The sequence below is a fragment of the Xenococcus sp. PCC 7305 genome (assembly GCF_000332055.1).
In the GTDB taxonomy this organism is placed as follows: Bacteria; Cyanobacteriota; Cyanobacteriia; order Cyanobacteriales; family Xenococcaceae; genus Xenococcus.
Genome location: NZ_ALVZ01000140.1, coordinates 1 through 18,212, shown reverse-complemented (window position 1 = coordinate 18,212; position 18,212 = coordinate 1). Strand labels below are relative to the sequence as shown.

Genomic DNA, 18,212 nt, shown 5'->3' with positions numbered 1-18,212 from the left:
TTCTAAAACAGCTACGGTGGTAAGCTTGATTTTGAAAACTCACTTATAATTTGGAGACTTTAATCAGTATCTTTAAATGAAACAGCCAAGACAATATTCTTTTATTTTAGCAACCTATATAACGGTAATAATTTCTTCTCTATTATTCTACGGTTATAAATTAAGTTCCAGTAATATTTATAATCAAATTCCTGTAATTATTTCTTTACTCAATCCTGAATTTTATAACGAAGATTTTTATATTCAGGAAATGACCCAGTTCACTCCCAGATTTTATTATTATCATTTAATTTATTGGGGAGTTAAATTAGGAATTAGTTTGCCTTGGGTTTGTTTTATCTTATATTTCATTGCTTTTAGTTCTTTTCTCCTCGGATTATACTTTCTAGGCAGAATATTTGGTCAATCTAGATTATTAGCTACTGTCTTCACATTTTTGGGGCTTGCCGCCACCATCAATGGTCGAATTGGCCATGCAGATCTGTTTCGAATCGATCCGATTCCTGCTACTTTGGCAATGGGCTTAGTTATTTGGGGATTTTATTTTTGCTTTAGTAAAAAATGGATTTTAGGCTACTTATTTTTTGGTCTAACCTGCTTTTTACAATTTTTGGTAGGTGCTTTACCCGGGCTCCTAATGGCGATTCCTTTGCTCGTATCAGCAATAAAAAACAGGAACTTTAAGCAAATATTTTTCTCATTTTTTGCCTTGGGAATATGTGTTTGTCTGATCTATATTCCAATGCTTCTAGCTGGAAATACTAATAGCGGTGCAATCAGCAATGAAGAATTTTCCTATCTCTATGGGTATCTGCGTCATCCTCATCATTTAATTTTTTCTGGTTTCGGGTTGGGAACTTCGCGGGGCTGGCTAAATTTTATTCTGTTTACTCTTGGCGGATTGTTTTGTATTAATAGTTCTAAATCGCTAGATAAGGATTTTAAATTCCAATTATCGATAGTTGTTGTCCTATCTTGCTGTCTGCTGTTAGTTAATTATGTTTTTGTTGAAATTTATCCGATTAATTTTATTGCTAAATTACAGTTTGCTAGAACTACCCCTTTTGCCCAATTGATGATTTTGATCGGCATTAGTGTTTTAGTAAATGAAGAATACAAAGCAGGTCATCTTCCTATTGTTTTTTTATTAATGATTGCACCCATTCTAAAAGGTGCAGGAATCTTGTTATTTATTTTAGGATCTAGTTTATGGTTAGCACACCGAGAGCCAAAACTTAAACAATATCCCTCAGATATTGTGATTCTTGGTTGGGGATTAATTGCTGTTTCTTTTCTTGCCATTTCTTCCCAGAGATATGTGCTAGTTGGTTTATTTATCCTCAGTTTTTTGATATTGGCTTACTATTTATGTCCAAGATATCTCCAAAATATTGCGAGTGAAAAAATAGTTAAATTATTGTCTATTGCCAGTTTATTATTTTTATTTCCTTTTCAGTTTTTCCCAGATGGCATTATCCTAGACTTATTTTTTCTGCTTTGGTTAGGCTCGGTCAGTAATCAGGCGATCGCGAAAAGACTTAGAGCAATATCTATATTTCTTTTTATCGTATTTATGATTTTGTATCGGCATTATGATCTATTTTTGTTGGGTGCGATCGCATTTCCTCTACTATTAGATAGCTTGATTTCCCAAACAGAACGAAAAAGAATTATTACCTTTGGCTTAGCCATATTACTGAGTCTTTACTTTAGCCTCAATCTCCTGGGAATGTTACCTGGGAACTTATCGGGCTTCTTCCAATCAAGAATTAAAATTAATGCGGCATCTGATCGCGATGTGGCAATTCTAGCCCGAAATTTCCGACAACTAAGTCCTGATAATGCTCTCGTATTAGTGCCACCTTTAGATGAGCAATTTAGGTTTTATTCCCAAAGATCGATTGTTTTTAGCTTTAAAAGTTTTCCCTTTACTGATGCGGGGATTAAGGTTTGGCGCGATCGCCTAGAAACTATTGCTGGAACTAAAGATTTTAGAAAATATGCCCTCGAATCTAGCCTGAATAATTTCTATGCTAAACATAGTAACTCCACACTAATTGCCATTGCCCAACAGTTTGAAGCTGATTACATCCTGACTCGTCTTGATTGGCATGAGGATTTGGATGGCCTAGTCATAGAGCAACAGGGAGATTGGGTTATTTATCAAATTTTCTCTGAGTAAATTCGAATTTTGTGGTGACTATATAATATACTTTTTAAGTATTACCTTTCCTTAGCGTCAGTTCGATGAGTTGTCTAAAGAATCAAGTTCACTTTTTCTCAGCATGATTCAATCTCGCACCACACAAAAAATCCTTAAAATAATCCTTACTGGTCTGCTTGCAAGTTCGATATCTATGACCTGGAAACCCAAAGCTAGTCTGGGAGCAGAGCGAATTAGTTTCTACTTGCCTATTTTCGGTAAATTTAACCTCTCAGTTGATTCTTTAGAAGTCTTTGCCAAAGAAGGGATTATTACTCCCGAGTTTAATTTTTATGCTAGTCGTTTAGATGCGAAGACCACCGAGCGAGTTCGTGCGGCCTTGCAGAAAAGGTTTGAAGTTAGCCCCACAGCAGTTTATCGGATGACCAAAATGCCGATGGGGGAAGATTTCCTCCAACAGCTAGGGAAGGCAATGTATACTCACCCAGGAAGTAATGGGTTGTATGCGATCCGCTCAGCTCTGATTTTAGCGGCGGCTGATGAGACAGAAGGTTTAACCATGATTAATTTTCTGCGCCATTTTCCGACTTCCGAGATGCAACTCAACAGCAATTTGATTTTATCTTTGATCAAAGAGTTTGGAACTTTTTTGTCTTATAATGACACCACTGTTGAGGCGATCGCTCAACAGGCTCAAAGCGAAATTACTTCCCAGCAACAGTTTAATTTTGCTCAAATGCCAGACTTAAAAGAGCCAGGAGATTATGCAGTAGATCAAAAAACAATTAGTTTCGAGATTAATCAAGTCCGTCAAACTAATCTGGGGTTCTCTGCTAATTATGGTCTTAAAACCGATGTTTATCTACCAGAAAACCTTAGTAAACCAGCACCTTTAATCGTATTGAGTCATGGTTTCACCTCTGATCGCTCTCACTTTAATTATCTTGCCAAACATTTGGCAAGCCATGGCTATATCGTCCTTGTCCCCGAACATATTGGCAGCAACAGTCAGTTTAAAGAGGATTTTTTGCAGGGTAAGCTGAGTATTGCGGTGAGTCCGATCGAGTTTTTTAATCGTCCTCTAGATATTCGCTATCTTCTTAATGAATTAGAAAATCACGAGGAATTCCAAGGACTGATCAATTGGTCACAAGTCGGGGTTCTAGGTCATTCTTTTGGTGGTAATACTGCCCTAGTGGTTTCTGGGGCACCTCTAAACTCTGAGAGAATTAAGCAAGCATGTCGAGAAAAAATACCTACTCTCAATGTTTCTGAGCTCTTGCAATGTCGCGCTAGTTATTTGCCCCCGGGAAGCTACGATTTACGAGACCCCAGGATCAACGCAGTCATTGCTGTGAATCCTGTGACTAGTTACATTTTAGGGCCTGAAAGCATGAGTCAAATTGCCATTCCCACCATGTTATTGGGTGGTAGTGATGATATTGTGACGCCTTTTATTGAAGAACAAGCCCATCCCTTTCTCTGGTTAACAACTGACAATAAGTATCTGGGGGTAATGGTCGGAGGAACTCACAACTCCAGCAGCAGCCCGGAAGGAGTTGCTGCCATGCCAGATTTTTTAAAGGGAGTTCGCCCCGACCTTGCTAGGGAATATCTTAAGGCCATGACCCTAGCTTTTTTTGAAGTTCATTTACGAGATAAGACTGATTATCAAGCCTATCTAAGTTCAGCCTATGTTCAACATCTGAGTCACGAAGATATCCCGTTGCATATGGTGACCTCTTTAACTGCGGAGCAACTTGAACTTGCTTATGGGAAAACGCCTCCTAGCCCACCAATTCCTGAATCTTTAGTTGCACTCTCCCCGTCAAGACCAAAAAACGTTTTAACCGAGATTGAAAATACTCAAACGCTGAAAATGGCGATGAGAAGTGATGCGGCTCCTTTTGGCTATATTGATGGCCAGAAAGATTTATGGACAGGTTATTGTGATGATTTTGCCGATTCTTTGGGCCAATATTTGGCTCAAGAACTCAATCTTACTTCTGCGATCAAAATAGTCAAATTACCATCTAACTTGGAAAATCGTTTTGAACTAGTAGAAGATGAGTTGGTTCATTTTGAATGTGGGCCCAATACTATTAGAGCAAATACTGAAAATACTATCTTTTCCGATCTATTTTTTGCTAGTGGATCTCGTTTTTTGGTTCGCGATCGCAATCAAATCGATCTAAATAATAACCTCGAAGGTTTGCAAACAGGAGTTCTTCAAGAGACAACTACTGTTGAATTTATCCAGGAAACTTATCCCGAGTCCGAACTAGTTTATTTTGGCGGAGAGGAGGGCAGGACTAAAGGAGTCACTGCAGTTACCAATGGCAATATTGATGCTTTTGTTAGTGATACGATTTTGCTATCAGGGGAGATAGATCAACAAAATCTGCTGCGAGAAAATTATCAGTTGATTCCCGACAATCCTTTGACTTGTGATTTCTATGGACTGATTTTGCCTCAAAACGATCCTCAATGGCGCAATGCAGTCAATTCTTTTCTGCGCACAAAACAACAACGTAATGTTTTTGAGAAATGGTTTGGGGACTATTTACCTCAAGCTTTGTCTGATACTGATTATTGTTTGAATCGGAGAAAATAGACAGCAAAGTCTTTCAGCCAATTTACAGATTTGCGATCGCCAGGGCTTTGAGAATCATGTAGATTCTATTCATTAACAATTACAAGCATTAATCGAAACAATAATTATCGTCAAACGAGAGTAAAATTTGGGAGCTAAGATTCTCGATTTTATTGCCTACTATAATGACAAGATGGCCAAACCTTTCAAGTGGACTTATAAGGGTAAAGCTTTAACTGCATAATGGTTGTCTTATTTACGCCAGCTTCCACTAGTCTCATAGCTCAATTAGTTCCAGATAATTCCCCAACAGAATTCTCTGACTGGCAGGAAAATCCAAGTCCAGGAGAAAAGCAACAAGTACAAATTTGCCGCATTCTTGATGAACGAGGACAATTCGCCGAAGCAGAGGGATTGTTTTATCGCTTGATTGTTCGCTTACATAAATACTCATTAGGACGGGAGGATTATAAACACAGCATCCATTGGCAACGGGGATTGATATTAGATAATGACTATAACGGTCGGGCGTTGCTCGAATATATTGATACCGATATCAAAATCACTGTACGGGCTGTTTATCCCGAAAGGTTTCTGTCCTATCTCGCAGAAGAGATTATTTGGTTAGTCAAAGATTTTTGGCAAGGACTGCGCTGTAATGTCATGGTTTCCTGCATTAAGCCTTGCGGTATCAATCTAAGGGGTACAGGGCTTTTTGAAGTTCAGAAACTAATCGAAAGTAAAAAGAAAAATCGCCCTGATTATCCTTGTCCAGTCTCAGGATGTGATGAATGGCAAAATATTGATGCTCTACTGAGAAACGCCCCAATTAAACAACCTCAAGAACTATCGTCGCAAACCCTCCCCGAAATACAAACTACTCTGCTCCAAATTCGCAGAGATATTATTACCTTGGATCGGCGTGATCAAAAACACTATCAGTATTTGTCTCAAGGTCAAAACAAAATCCTCAGTCAAATCGATCAACAGTTTGCCGATATGATGCAAATGCTAACCGACGAAGCTAAGGATGGCCATCGGTTGTTCAGTTTTAAACCTGTTGATCCAGAATTTTTTGATCGTCCCAAATGGATGAGTTCTAAATTTCAACTAACCCTCTGGTGTGAACATTTTCGCTTACCTTTGCCTGCTTTAAACCCCGATAACTTATGAATTAACTCTATCTCGTGAATGGCTTACGAAAGCCGCACCTGTTCTCAAAGTCATTTTTAAAACCTTAAGTTTAGTTGCTCCTGTGGCAGCCTCGGCGACGAACTTAATGATGGATGATCAGACCTATGCGGGAGTCAAAGAAGAACTAGATTTGGCTCAAAAGAGCTTAACCTTGATGAATATTAAATCCAGAATCAACTGCCTCAAAGTGACAAAAAGATGAGGAAGATAAAAGTTAATAGGCTAATAGATAATCTCCTCATCCAGACATATTAGTTTACGTTATATCCCCTGCCTTGCATACAGGAAGTAAACGCGCGATCAAAGTTTTTGCGTTGTTGTTTCTCATCGTGATTGCGAATTCCTCCCGAAATGCCCCCAACAGCACCACCGATCGCCGCACCAGTACCAGCATTTCCACCAATCAACCCGCCGATCGCACCAATACCAGCACCCCGAGCAGCCCCACGCAGGGCCCGATCCGAGATGATACCTCCTGAATCGCTATTTCCTGAAGGTCGATATCCTGTTTGTTGAGTTGCCCAATTGCTACATTCATTTTCATCTGTAAATTGTTGCTCAGGACTCTGACCTCTTTGGGGATAGACATATTGTGCTTGTGCCGGACCAATATTGAGGCTTGTCATGACCAATGCGATCGCATTGGCCACGATGATTGAAGAATTAGCTTTTTTGTTTTCCTGCATTGCCTTAAATCTTCTAATAGGGTGCTGCTTGAATGAATTCTACTCTTGTGGCACCATCTGGAGGAGTGAATGTAAATTGATCAGCTGCGATTTCAATTTCTAAGTCCCAATCTGAGAGAACAGCTGAATATCTTGGCACACCTTCTTGTTTTTTGTACGCAATAGCTACTTTTCTCAGTACAGGAGTATCACTATCTTCAACCCATATTTGCCAGTCAATATCTTCTTGAGTAAACACTAAATGATGACAAGGAATATCATCAACTTCAGACAACCCAAAATAGAAACCAGCCTGCACATCTTCGGTGATGCCTTCGTAGATATCACTGTAGAGTAGCTCTGCTAAAGGTAGATTAACATTAAATTTTTCGATTAGAGCATCCAATGTCTCATCGATAATAGAAGGAGCTTCTCCTTGGGCATAGATATTCTTTTCTGTGTCAACAACAGTTATTTGCGAGCCATCGTACATTAACTCTCGTTCCACCAGATCTCCAGTTACATTAGCCCAAAATTGATTAGGGCGATTAACAATTGTACTTCCCTCATGATGAACCTTAATATAAACACCGTTTAACGTGAGAATATCCCTTTGAGACTCGGCAAAAAAGGAAAATTTATCTTTTGACTTGATAAATTCGGCCATTTCAAGCAGAATTTCATTGGCTTTATCGTCGATCGCCTCATTTACGCTAGTATCGTCATTTTGTGCAATCAGACTACTAGTTCTTTCTTGAGTTGTTGGGGTATCTGCAAACGTAGCAAGCTGTGGAGCGAGCAGTAGTCCTGTCATTAGGGCCGCCATCTTACAGTAACTTTTAAATTTCCTCACAAACACTCTCCATCGCTAAAATCTATAATATTGTAGCCATATCGATCGAGAGTAGCCATATTAACAAACCAGAGAAAACCTAGAATTATTTTGTGATTAGTCATAAGCTATAAGCCACAAGCTATGAATTAATTGGATATAGAATTTACAAGATTGCAACCCATTCTCAAATATTAAATCAATAAAGACTATGAAATCAGGTCGGTGGAAAAAATCTATAGAAGATAAGTATTCTCAACTCTTATTTATAATCATTATCCTGTTTTTAGTGTCTCCCATTTTCAGTGGGACAACAGGGCGAATTGTCATGTCTGCCATATTCACTTTCACAATTGTTGCCATTATTCGTACATTTGACGTCAAAAAAAGATTTTTTTTCTTACTCCTAACCTTAGCAGGAGTCTCCTTTGGCCTTGATCTTTACAATGCTCTACGGGCAGACATAATACCAAACAAAGCTTTTTTACTAATAGTTCAGACAATTTATAGTTTGTTTCTCCTAACCGCACTAGTTACGATCAACCGCAGAATATTTTTAGAAAAAAAAGTCAGTAGCGATACGATCCAAGGAGGAATTTCGGTGTTTTTTCTCATTGGGACCTTTTGGGCATTGCTCTACAACATGGTTTACATTGTTGATCCTGATGCTTTTTCTCAACCCATAGAGGCTGTGGAGTCACTAGATACTATGTTCTATTTTAGTCTTACTACGTTAACAACTCTTGGCTATGGTGATATTTCTCCTGTGAGCAATTTTGCTAGATCTTTAGCCAATATTGAAGCGACGGTAGGAGTCATGTATCCTGCTATTTATATTGCTCGGGTAGTCGGTCTATATACAGCTCAAGAAATGATAGATCATGATTAATCTTGTCGATATTCCCAGATTAATAAGGTACCTTTTCCTATTCCCTAATTCCCTAATTCCCTAATTCCCAAAGTAGAATCCTATGTATCTCACTAATTCAACAAGAGCTATAAATCTGAACAAATTACGATTAGTTACAAAGCTCAGTTGGTTAGGGATAAATCAACTTAAAATGGGATTATACTGTTATTTCTTCCCTCCTAAGTTTTATCTTATTTTTGATGCTTGATTAAATCCAATCAAATTATTATTTTTTCCAAATTTTCCCAAAGGTCAAAGCGATGAATATTAGAACAATTATTTTTTCAGGAATTATGACCGCGCTGATCGGTGCGATGCTTGGTTTAGCAATCAATCATATTAGCCAAAGAGAATCTCGCAAAACTGTTGCGTTGATTGTCGGGTCGAGTTTAGGCTTTTTCATTGGCTCAGGGTATGAGGCAATCCAGCAGAATAAGCCTGATGAGGAAGATTTTGAGTGATGGCAAGCAGCCCAAATCAAGCCCCCCAGAAAAACTTAAAAATTAAGTGTTGAATAATAAAAACGCCAGATGAAGTTAAAAAAACTCAACTCTTCTATTGATGTTCGCTATTGGCTGCTAGGATTGCTTTTGATTGGGATGGCCACAGCAACCACTAACTTTTTTTCCTGGAGCATGGTTGGCTTGACTACATTTTTATTGGCTTATCTTTCTAAGGGAATGAGAAATAAGGGATGAAGGATGAGGGATGAAGGATGAGGAAAAAAGTTATTAGACTGATAACTGACTTGTCCTCGAATGGGGATAACTGATAACTGATTTAAACATGGAGAGCGATCGCGATTTGAACACTATGCCACAAGAGCCAGAATCATCACTAGCAGAGAAAGTTGCTCGTCTAGAAAAACGATTAGATGATGTTTTGCTATTACTAACCGATACCTATCGTTATGGCAAGCTCAGAGAATTACTAGAAGCTGGTAAATTTCGAGAAGCCGATCTAGAAACCACCAGGGTGATGGTAGAGATCACCGGGAAACCTGACCAGGAAGCAATTACCCCCGAAGACATGAAGAGATTTCCCTGTAATGCCCTCATGGTGATTGATCAACTTTGGCAAAAATATAGTAATGATCGTTTTGGCTTTAGCGTTCAATTAAGTATTTATCAAGATCTTGGTGGTACGATGGATACCATTAGGTCTCAGGATAATAAATATTTACGATCAACTAGTGAAAAAGTCGGTTGGCGTGTCGATAATAAATTAATTGAATATGACGATTTTGATTTCTCTCTTAATGCGGCAGTAGGTGCTTTTCCTGGGAATTGGTGGAATTCTCCCTATGGCGCCAAAATGGCAAACTTTTTTCTGGCTCGCCTCATTGCCTGTGAAATCTAGCCTTGGGCTTAGGTTGGAGAAGAAACTTTGTTAAAAAACAAATTAAGCATGAATCGAATTCTCTCAAATTCTGGTTTGTTCTCTTGGATAGAACGTTCCTGGTCGGCTGTTCTCCTAAGTGGCAAGACAATCTATTTCCTGTTTACTCGCAAACTTGATGTGGCCTCGACCATAGAGCAAATGATGGCTGTGGGGCCAGCATCTTTAATAATTGCTCTGGTGACAGCCGCTGTTATCGGCATGGTTTTTACAATTCAAGTCGCTCGGGAGTTCCTTGCTCTAGGGGCTGGAAGTGCTGTGGGCGGAATATTGGCTCTAGCTCTGGCCAGAGAACTCGCTCCTGTAATGATGGGGGTAGTAGTTGCGGGGAGAGTGGGTTCCTCCTTTGCTGCCGAAATCGGAACGATGAGAGTCTCAGAGCAAATTGATGCTCTTTATATGCTCAAAACAGATCCTATTGAATATTTGGTTATTCCCCGTCTAGTTGCCTGCTGCGTTATGGTGCCAGCCTTAAGTATTCTCGCTCTTGTTATTGGTTTGGCAGGGGGATTGATTGTCGCTCAAAGTTATGGCATTGCAGATACAGTCTTTCTCGATTCGATTAACAACTTTCTCAGTGTCTGGGACATTTTATGTGGGCCAATCAAAGGGTTTGTCTTTGGGGCGCTGACTGCCATTATCGGTTGTAGCTGGGGCTTGACTACTCGGAACGGAGCAAAAGGGGTTGGACAATCTACTACCGCAGCAGTTGTTACAGCACTTTTGGCGATTTTTATCTCCGATTTGTTACTTTCTTGGGTGATGTTTCAAGGAGCTGGTCAAGGAGCAAGCCTCATCGGGCAATAGTAGGCAATAGTAAATGTTAGTAGCTCAAACCAAATGATAGTTATCTTAAATTATATTAGTAGTTATGAAACCTAGCTTGTTAGCGATCGCGAAGTGCCAGGCTTGCTTGATGGCCTTTTTATTTACTCTGGGCAACGACTCCAGTCATGCTTTACCCCCACCAGAAGATATTCCTGAAGAAATTATGCGTACCGAAATAATCCTCGAAGCGCGATCGCCGATAGATGGAGTTGCCTTAAATCCTGCCGAATATGCTGAGCTACAGGCTCAATTACAAGAAAGTAACTTTGATCCCAAACTCAATTCTGATGTTCAAGAACTAATATTTTTGCTACAGCTACGCAAATTCATTAGAACCTTTACTGGCATCACTATTAATCCCTAGTGCTACTGCGCGGAAGTCAGCGGAAGTCAAAAGCCCCTAACGGGGCGAAGGCAGAGGGCAGAGGGCAGAGGGCAGAAGGAAAAAATGCCCCGAAAATGAAGATTAGAAACTAGTCATAGCCGCGCTTTCAGCTTATTCTATTGATTTTCTAGTTTCTGAAGAGTCAAATAGTTTCTAATCCAATACAAGCTCCAGCACCAAAAACTAAATATTCATGCAAAGAATCGGCATTTAAAGTTTTGCCATTAGCTTCTGCCAAGAACGTTCTTCCTTCAACATATTCATCAACAGTTGTCTCTCGGCCATAAACTTCAAAAGTGACAATCATCCTCGCTCCTGAATAGCAGCTCAATTCATCAGTGACAGCCAATTCTTCACTCACCAATACAGGCCCGCGATCAATAATGCAGAGACCCCCGGTAAAGTTCAAACTATGGATTCCTGTTTCATCTTTCACGACGACTTCATGGGCAAATTTATATTCATCGGCAAAAGGGCCAGCAATGAGTTCTTGTCTCAAAATTTCGCTACCTCCAGAGAAACAAGTGATGATAGCAGGATAGGCTTCTGGGTCAACTCGTCTCGCGGCTATGGCGTCCATCCCTGAATCCGAACAGGAAAAGAGAAAAATTACCAGACATAAACATAGAAGAATTTTTCTCATTAATGTAGTGGCATTGAATGTTACTTCCTAATTTTACCTTCTAATTGTGACAGAAAAACATTGGCAAAAGTTTAAGTTAATCCTGAAAAGATTCTAATAAAGGGAAGAAATTATACCCATATTTGTCCTGGGGACTAGAAACTAATTGCACTAGTTCTACGGTTGATAGGCGATCGCCTGAAGGAAGAAAAGTAATATTGTCCGATGCCCCATTAGCGATGAAACTAAATTGAGTCAAAGCTTGCTGCACACCAACCCGACTCGGATTATTTTTGATCGCCGTAATTAACGCTTGAGTCGCATCATAGGCAAGAGCAGTTCGCCAGCCAATTTCTGCTTCCCAAAGAGAACGAGCTTGAACCATAAAATTGGATTCAGCATCTTTAGTAGAGAACCAAGGGGAAGCGACAATCATGCCCACAGCATTTTCTCCGCCGACCTCCCTAGTTTTAGTTTGAAGAATCGCATCTCCACCTAGAATCGGCAATTTTTGGTTATTAGCAGCAACTACTTCTAAGGCTCGATCTAATGAAGGAGTATCAGGAGCCAGCATGAGGACCTCAACCCCATTTTTCTCAGCTATAGCCAAACTTTTCGCGGCATTAAAATTCGGATCACCCAAGTCAAAGGTTGTGAAAAAAGAGCCCCCTCGTTGGGAAATAGCAGTTAAAAACTCCTCTTGAAGAGATTGACTATATCCACTCTTACTATTGAAGAAAATCGCAGCTCTTTTGACTTTTAGCTCTTTAACCGCATAATTAGCTAGTGCTTCAGCCGCTACCGTATCATTGGGAGCCGTGCGAAAAAAATAAGGACTAAAATTCGATAGCTTAACCGAGGTGCTAGTCGGAGAAATTGCCACTAATTGCTCTTTTTTATAGGTTTCTCCGGCCACTAAAGCAGCATCACTAGAAAAAGGGCCAATGATACCCAAAATATCAGGATTTTCTCCTAAAACAGAACCCAGTTGTCTAGTCATTTCGGGATTATTGTTGTCATCGGCGATCGCAACTTTAAAACCAATGCCATCAACTCCAATATTTTTATTCGCTTCTTCTTGAGCTTGGGCAACTCCTCGCAAAATTTCTAAAGCATTATCGGGTAAAGAATTAACTGGAACAGAAACCGCCATACTATAGCTTTTCTGATTGCCAAGTTTTGCATTATTCAGATAAATTCGTGCTTCTGGATCATTGGGATATTCCTGAAGATAGGCAGATAATTTAATCGCAGCAGTCTTAAAATCTCCGGCAGCCAAGGCTCTAATTCCAGCCTGTTTAGCGAAATTAGTTAATTGAGCAACTAAAATTTTCTCCCCAAAACTAATGCGATCGCCCAAGTTCTCCATTGCAGGAGTTGTGGCTGCCGATGCCAATAATTCATTATCGGTGGGGATCGAGCCTTGATGGGCTGCTTGATTACAGTTGGGATAGCAGCTGGGGGCTAAATCTCGCACAATTGCCATGATGCGCTCAAAACTAGCCGTATTTTCCAGTTTTTTGTAGAGTCTTCCTGCCTGCTGATAATCTTGCAATGCGGCTTGGCGATCGCCTAACTCAGAATAAGCCCCACCGCGCAAAAAATAGGCGATCGCAAAATTAGAATCTAATTCAATTGCGCGATCAAAGCTGGTCATCGCCTCGGCAACATCGCCCTGCAACATATGAGCCGCGGCCTTACCAAGATGAACATTAGGATCATCAGGAGTCATGGTGGCCGCTTGACCAAAATCTGCGATCGCACTGTCATAGTTAGCCAAATACAAAGAAATCAGACCCCGTTTGCGATAGGGAATGGCGACATCTGGCCTCAGCTCAATAGTTTTCGTAAAGTCTTCTAGGGCAGCAGTTTGATTGCGAAGATGGTAAAAAGCTAATCCCCGATTATAGTAAGCTAAAGCATTAGTCGGATCGAGCTGAATTGCTTGGGTATAGGCTGCGATCGCTTCCTCAAATTCATCTTGTTCGCTAAGACTAATCCCGCGATCGAGATATTCTTCAGTAGTTTCCAGCTCTGTAGTTTTAAGTTCTGTCTGCTGAGCATTGAGAGGCGTAGTTGAAACCGCGATCGCCATTAACAATGTGCCCAGGACTTGAGTGATTTTAAAAGTTTTAGCTATCAAGAACTGACCTCCTGCTGATAAAAGAATACTTCCAATCGCAAGAGACAGGAAGCATATTTCTTTATAAATTTAGTTATCTAATAATTCATTTATGCAATCTCCACCACTTTAACTCAATTAATGGGCAAAAGGTTTTAGATTGTAAGTAAACCTAAAACCCAAAACCTAAAACCAAAAACCTAATTCACTCTTGCTCTATTACAGAAGAGATAGTCACAGTTGCGGGCAATTCTTGAGTAACCACCGCAGGTTGCAAAATCGAGGTACTAGTGACCGAATCCGTTGCCAAAGTAAATAAAGGATTCGATAAAATTCCTGCCAAAGACGTAATAATTACCGAAATCACAATCCCTACTTGTAAAGGACGCATTCCAGGCAAATTCCAACGAATCGCCGGATAATCTCGCACTGCATCGGACATTTCATGAGGTTCTTTGACCACCATCATTTTTACGACACGAATGTAATAGTAAATAGAAACCACACTAGTAATAAGTCCGAGTAGCACTAAGCCATAAATTCCTGCTTGCCAACCAGCCCAGAAAAGGTAAATTTTCCCGAAAAACCCAGCAAGAGGAGGTATTCCTCCAAGGGAAAGGAGACAAATGCTAAGGCAAAGAGTTAACAAAGGGTCTTTATGGTACAAACCAGCATATTCGGCAATTTGATCTGTTCCCGTGCGCAAAGTGAACAAAATCACACAAGTAAAAGCTCCCAGGTTCATAAACAAGTAGATTAATAGGTAGAAAATCATACTGGAATAACCCGCATCTGTCCCGGCAATTAAACCAATGATTACAAAACCTGCCTGGGCGATCGAAGAATAGGCCAACATCCTTTTCATGCTAGTTTGAGCCAAGGCCACCACATTACCAAGAACCATACTCAGGATTGCCAAGGCCGTGAAGATAATATGCCATTCTGTGGTCAGAGGTTCAAAGGCCGTTACTAGAAGACGAATTGCCAAGGCAAAACCAGCTGTTTTGGAACCGACAGAAAGAAATGCTACGACAGGAGTGGGCGAACCTTCATAAACATCAGGAGTCCATTGGTGAAAGGGAACTGCCGAAATTTTGAAGGCAATACCGGCAATCACAAAAACTAAGGAAACTGCTAGTCCCAAAGATTGAGGACCATTGATTTGGGGAATCGCCGCAGAGATTTCGATTAGATTGGTTTTTCCGCCAGATAAACCGTAGAGCAGGGAAACGCCATAGAGGAAAATTGCTGAACTCGAAGCCCCAATGAGCAAATATTTGAGGGCTGCCTCATTGGAACGAGGATCTCGCTTCATATATCCTGTCATCAGATAGGAAGAGATACTCAACATTTCCAAAGAAATAAAAATCGTAACCAACTCATTAGCCCCGGACAGGAACATGCCCCCGAGGGTAGCTGTCAGCATGATGCCGATAAATTCCGCTAAAGAGGTTCCTGATTGTTGAACATAGCGAATCGACATGGGAATCGTAACTGCTGTGCAAAGGGCAATAATCCCCCGAAACACAATACTAAGATTATCTCCTCGAAAAGAACCCAAAAAGGCATCAGGATCGGGAGCATTCCAAAGCAAACAAAGATCGGCAACTGCCAGCAACAGACCAGCGATCGCAACATAGGGCAACCAGCGGGCAGAATTTCTTCCCACAATCAGATCCCCGACTAAAACAACCATCAGGGTAATGATGACAATGCCTTCTGGCAAAATCGTTCCTGCATGGAGTTGGCTGGCAATATTACTAGAAAAATCCATAAAGCCCTTAATAAAGAAAATTATTTAACTTGTGTGAACCATTGGTTCATATTTTAACTGCGGGAAGAGAACAAACTTCCAAGCCTAGTCAGTCCAAATTATATCTAAACCTTGATCTTTTATGAAAAATGATGTCAAATTTCTCTGTAGGTGATTTCAGCAAAAGAATATACCAGGATTATTGGTAGTAGGATGCTGTTAGCGCAAGCGTAACGAACTGCTTATCTGGATTAAATATATCGCGCAAAGACGCAGAGACGCAAAGAATTTTGTTGTAAGATCTCGATATGAATTAAAGATCGCTGTCATGACTAATTCTTCTGAGCCAGAGAAAAATCAAGATAATGAGAAAAGTAACTTTGAACCAGAACGTGAGGCTGCACGCAAAGTATTTCAGGAGATATCACAAGTCTTAATTCGGTGGGCGCCTTTGGGTGGTAGCAGCTTTGCCTTAGTTTCTCTTGTGCTCAAACAGGAATGGTTGATTGCAGTTTTAATTTTTCCGCTAACAATTGTGGCTGTATTTTGGGCTGCTTTCACCAAGGGATTTTTAAATAGAATCAATGAAATTTCTGAAGATGTTGGGCAAGAGAGTGCAAGTAAATTAGCAAAATTTATCGAGTCTATGATTGAAGCGATTAAATGGCAGTTAGCAGAAACAGATGAGAAATATCTAAAATGTCAGGGTAGCTCATGCAGCGATTACGAAACCATTGGTTACAATCAAGCCTCTGGGACATTTATGCCACTACTCAAGGATGTCTTTGTTCCTCTCGAACTAAGTGATATTTTTATCAAGGATTTTACAGGAAATGAATTACCTGGTTTCCCTGGATATAGTAAAGGCAGAGGGCAGAGGGCAGAAGGCAGATGGAAAATCTCGGAAAATCTAGATGTTTGGCACTTATTATCGCGAACTCACAAATCACCCGCTTTTCGTCGTCTAGCAATCCTCGCTTGGGGAGGTTTTGGTAAAACCACCTTATTGCGTCATGTTACCTATTCCTACATGAGCAAACAATACAAGAAATACAATGCTCCAAAACTAATACCAGTATTGCTTTATCTCCGACAATGGCAAGAACTTTTAGCCAATAACCCTCCAGATCTACCAACTCTAATTGAACAATATCATATTCCCTATTTACCAACAGGCAAAGAACTAAAATTACCATCAGCCTGGGCCAAAAATCATCTTCGGAAAGGAGATATGCTAGTAATGTTTGATGGTTTTGATGAAGTTAAAGAAACAGAACGCGAATCTTTGGGCGAATGGCTAGGCAATCAAATTCGTAACTATCCCAATACAACTTTTATTGTCACTTCTCGTCCTCGCGCTTTCAAAGCTCATAAAGGGAAGATCAAAGCTGGAGTCGAGTTATTTGTTAAAGAGTTTGACCAAGAGCAACAAAGACGTTTTATTAGTCAATGGTATCTAGCCCAGGAAATTAATATCAGAGCCGGTCGCAATAGTCCTAATGTCCGAGATAGAGCGGAGAAGCAAACAGCGAATTTACTTTTACAACTTCAAGAAACAGAAGAAATTGGCGCTTTAGCTAAAAATCCTTTGCTGCTGAATATGATTGTGAATTTGCATCGCAGTTATCAAGGTCAACCACTACCGCAACGACGAGCCGAACTATATCAAGATATCTTTGAATTACAACTCAAAGATCGTCCTCGTGCCAGAGGGATCGATATGCCTTTGCCATTAGCAGAAAGTCAACAGCTACTACAAGCTATTGCCCTGGATATGATGCAGGAAGTCGAAGAACCCAGAATCAGTGCAGAAGATGTGGCTCGATTGGTTGATAAACATTTAAGGGGACTAGATACTCAAGATCCTGTAACAAGTAAAGATTGTATCGAGAAGATTCGGGATGTCAGTGAACTAATCGTCAAAAGAGAAGAAGAATATGAATTTGCCCATTTGAGCTTTCAGGAGTTTTTGGCCGCAAAGCAAATCAAAGAGACCAAACAAGAACAACTTTTATTAGATAACTATCAAGAACAATGGTGGCAAGGCACAATTCTGCTTTATGCAGCTTTGGTTAATCCGAGTAATCTGATTCGTTCCTTGATTGCTCTTAATCGGGAAGAAGCGATTACTTTAGCTTTGAGATGTCTAGAGGGAACACCTCGAAAAGTAGATCCCAAAATAGAAGCAGAGCTGGCTTCTTTGCAGAGTAATGTCCAAAATCAACTGTACCAACAGCTAGAAACCTATCTAAAAAATGGACGCTGGCGAGAAGCAGATGAAGAAACCTGTAAAGTAATGCTAAAAGTGGCAAATCGGGAAGAACGAGGTTGGTTAGATGATGATGCTATTTCAAACTTTCCTTGTGAGGATTTACGGATGATCGATCAATTATGGGTGAAGTACAGCAAGGGCCAGTTTGGCTTCAGTGTCCAAAAAGAAATCTATGAGAGTCTTGGTGACACAAGGAGTTATAATCGGGAAGTCTTCGAGAAGTTTTATGATCGAGTAGGTTGGAAACAAGGAGGGGACTGGGTGAGCTACGGGGACTATACATTTAATCTAAGTGCACCACATGGACACCTACCGGTACGTGGACACCTACCGGTACGTTCGGACTATACATTCGGCACCACATATCGTATTTCTCTTTTCTCGCGCGAAGACTTGTAGCCTGTAAGATATAACAACTTCAGGCGATTTGTCAAGCTTAGTTTTTGGTACTTTTTCTACGTATTCATGGGCTTT

At 40.3% G+C, this 18,212-nt stretch carries 16 protein-coding genes; 11 read left to right on the top strand and 5 right to left on the bottom strand.

Annotation, left to right across the window (positions count from 1 at the left end; translation table 11 throughout):
* The first annotated feature begins 76 nt into the window (after window positions 1-76).
* The 4 genes from XEN7305_RS26515 (at window position 77) to XEN7305_RS28960 (ending at window position 6,153) form a co-directional block, all read left to right on the top strand.
* Window positions 77-2,182 (top strand): DUF6798 domain-containing protein, encoded by a 2,106-nt coding sequence (locus XEN7305_RS26515; RefSeq protein WP_006508891.1) that lies wholly within the window; start codon window positions 77-79, stop codon window positions 2,180-2,182.
* A gap of 175 nt (window positions 2,183-2,357) precedes the next feature.
* A complete protein-coding gene (locus XEN7305_RS08040) occupies window positions 2,358-4,778 on the top strand; it encodes an alpha/beta hydrolase (RefSeq protein WP_238568953.1) in 2,421 nt (806 codons plus the stop codon).
* A 222-nt stretch (window positions 4,779-5,000) separates the two neighbouring features.
* On the top strand, window positions 5,001-5,930 hold the full coding sequence (locus tag XEN7305_RS08035; protein ID WP_006508889.1) for a hypothetical protein: 930 nt from the start codon (window positions 5,001-5,003) through the stop codon (window positions 5,928-5,930).
* Window positions 5,931-6,012: 82 nt separating this feature from the next.
* A complete protein-coding gene (locus XEN7305_RS28960; RefSeq protein WP_158500387.1) occupies window positions 6,013-6,153 on the top strand; it encodes a hypothetical protein in 141 nt (46 codons plus the stop codon).
* 49 nt (window positions 6,154-6,202) lie between these two features.
* Here XEN7305_RS28960 and XEN7305_RS08030 read toward each other — a convergent pair whose 3' ends face one another.
* Together XEN7305_RS08030 and XEN7305_RS08025 are read right to left on the bottom strand one after the other, a co-directional pair.
* Window positions 6,203-6,637: a YMGG-like glycine zipper-containing protein gene (locus XEN7305_RS08030; protein WP_006508888.1), complete on the bottom strand. Its 435-nt coding sequence runs from the start codon at window positions 6,635-6,637 to the stop codon at window positions 6,203-6,205.
* 13 nt (window positions 6,638-6,650) lie between these two features.
* On the bottom strand, window positions 6,651-7,442 hold the full coding sequence (locus XEN7305_RS08025; protein WP_040897115.1) for a DUF2092 domain-containing protein: 792 nt from the start codon (window positions 7,440-7,442) through the stop codon (window positions 6,651-6,653).
* Window positions 7,443-7,659: 217 nt separating this feature from the next.
* Here XEN7305_RS08025 and XEN7305_RS08020 point away from each other — a divergent pair, with 217 nt between their 5' ends.
* The 6 genes from XEN7305_RS08020 (at window position 7,660) to XEN7305_RS08000 (ending at window position 10,948) form a co-directional block, all read left to right on the top strand.
* Window positions 7,660-8,337 carry an ion channel gene (locus XEN7305_RS08020; RefSeq protein WP_006508885.1) on the top strand — a complete coding sequence of 226 codons (678 nt, stop codon included), beginning with the start codon at window positions 7,660-7,662 and terminating at the stop codon, window positions 8,335-8,337.
* A 281-nt stretch (window positions 8,338-8,618) separates the two neighbouring features.
* Complete coding sequence (locus XEN7305_RS08015) at window positions 8,619-8,819, top strand: hypothetical protein (RefSeq protein ID WP_006508884.1); 201 nt, start codon at window positions 8,619-8,621, stop codon at window positions 8,817-8,819.
* 69 nt (window positions 8,820-8,888) lie between these two features.
* Complete coding sequence (locus XEN7305_RS29300) at window positions 8,889-9,056, top strand: hypothetical protein (RefSeq protein ID WP_006508883.1); 168 nt, start codon at window positions 8,889-8,891, stop codon at window positions 9,054-9,056.
* Between the two features lie 88 nt (window positions 9,057-9,144).
* Window positions 9,145-9,717: a GUN4 domain-containing protein gene (locus tag XEN7305_RS08010; protein ID WP_006508882.1), complete on the top strand. Its 573-nt coding sequence runs from the start codon at window positions 9,145-9,147 to the stop codon at window positions 9,715-9,717.
* A gap of 48 nt (window positions 9,718-9,765) precedes the next feature.
* Window positions 9,766-10,563 (top strand): MlaE family lipid ABC transporter permease subunit, encoded by a 798-nt coding sequence (locus tag XEN7305_RS08005; RefSeq protein ID WP_006508881.1) that lies wholly within the window; start codon window positions 9,766-9,768, stop codon window positions 10,561-10,563.
* A gap of 64 nt (window positions 10,564-10,627) precedes the next feature.
* On the top strand, window positions 10,628-10,948 hold the full coding sequence (locus XEN7305_RS08000; protein ID WP_006508880.1) for a hypothetical protein: 321 nt from the start codon (window positions 10,628-10,630) through the stop codon (window positions 10,946-10,948).
* Between the two features lie 163 nt (window positions 10,949-11,111).
* Here the strand turns inward: XEN7305_RS08000 and XEN7305_RS07995 are convergent, their stop codons facing one another.
* From XEN7305_RS07995 to XEN7305_RS07985, 3 genes are all read right to left on the bottom strand, one after another.
* Complete coding sequence (locus tag XEN7305_RS07995; RefSeq protein ID WP_052035153.1) at window positions 11,112-11,549, bottom strand: hypothetical protein; 438 nt, start codon at window positions 11,547-11,549, stop codon at window positions 11,112-11,114.
* A 139-nt stretch (window positions 11,550-11,688) separates the two neighbouring features.
* Window positions 11,689-13,734: a tetratricopeptide repeat protein gene (locus XEN7305_RS07990; RefSeq protein ID WP_052035152.1), complete on the bottom strand. Its 2,046-nt coding sequence runs from the start codon at window positions 13,732-13,734 to the stop codon at window positions 11,689-11,691.
* A gap of 184 nt (window positions 13,735-13,918) precedes the next feature.
* Entirely contained in the window at window positions 13,919-15,487 is a 1,569-nt protein-coding gene (locus XEN7305_RS07985; RefSeq protein WP_006508877.1) for an NAD(P)H-quinone oxidoreductase subunit N, read from the bottom strand.
* Window positions 15,488-15,794: 307 nt separating this feature from the next.
* Between XEN7305_RS07985 and XEN7305_RS07980 the strand changes: the two genes are divergently transcribed.
* A complete protein-coding gene (locus XEN7305_RS07980; RefSeq protein ID WP_006508876.1) occupies window positions 15,795-18,137 on the top strand; it encodes a GUN4 domain-containing protein in 2,343 nt (780 codons plus the stop codon).
* Window positions 18,138-18,212: the final 75 nt, after the last annotated feature.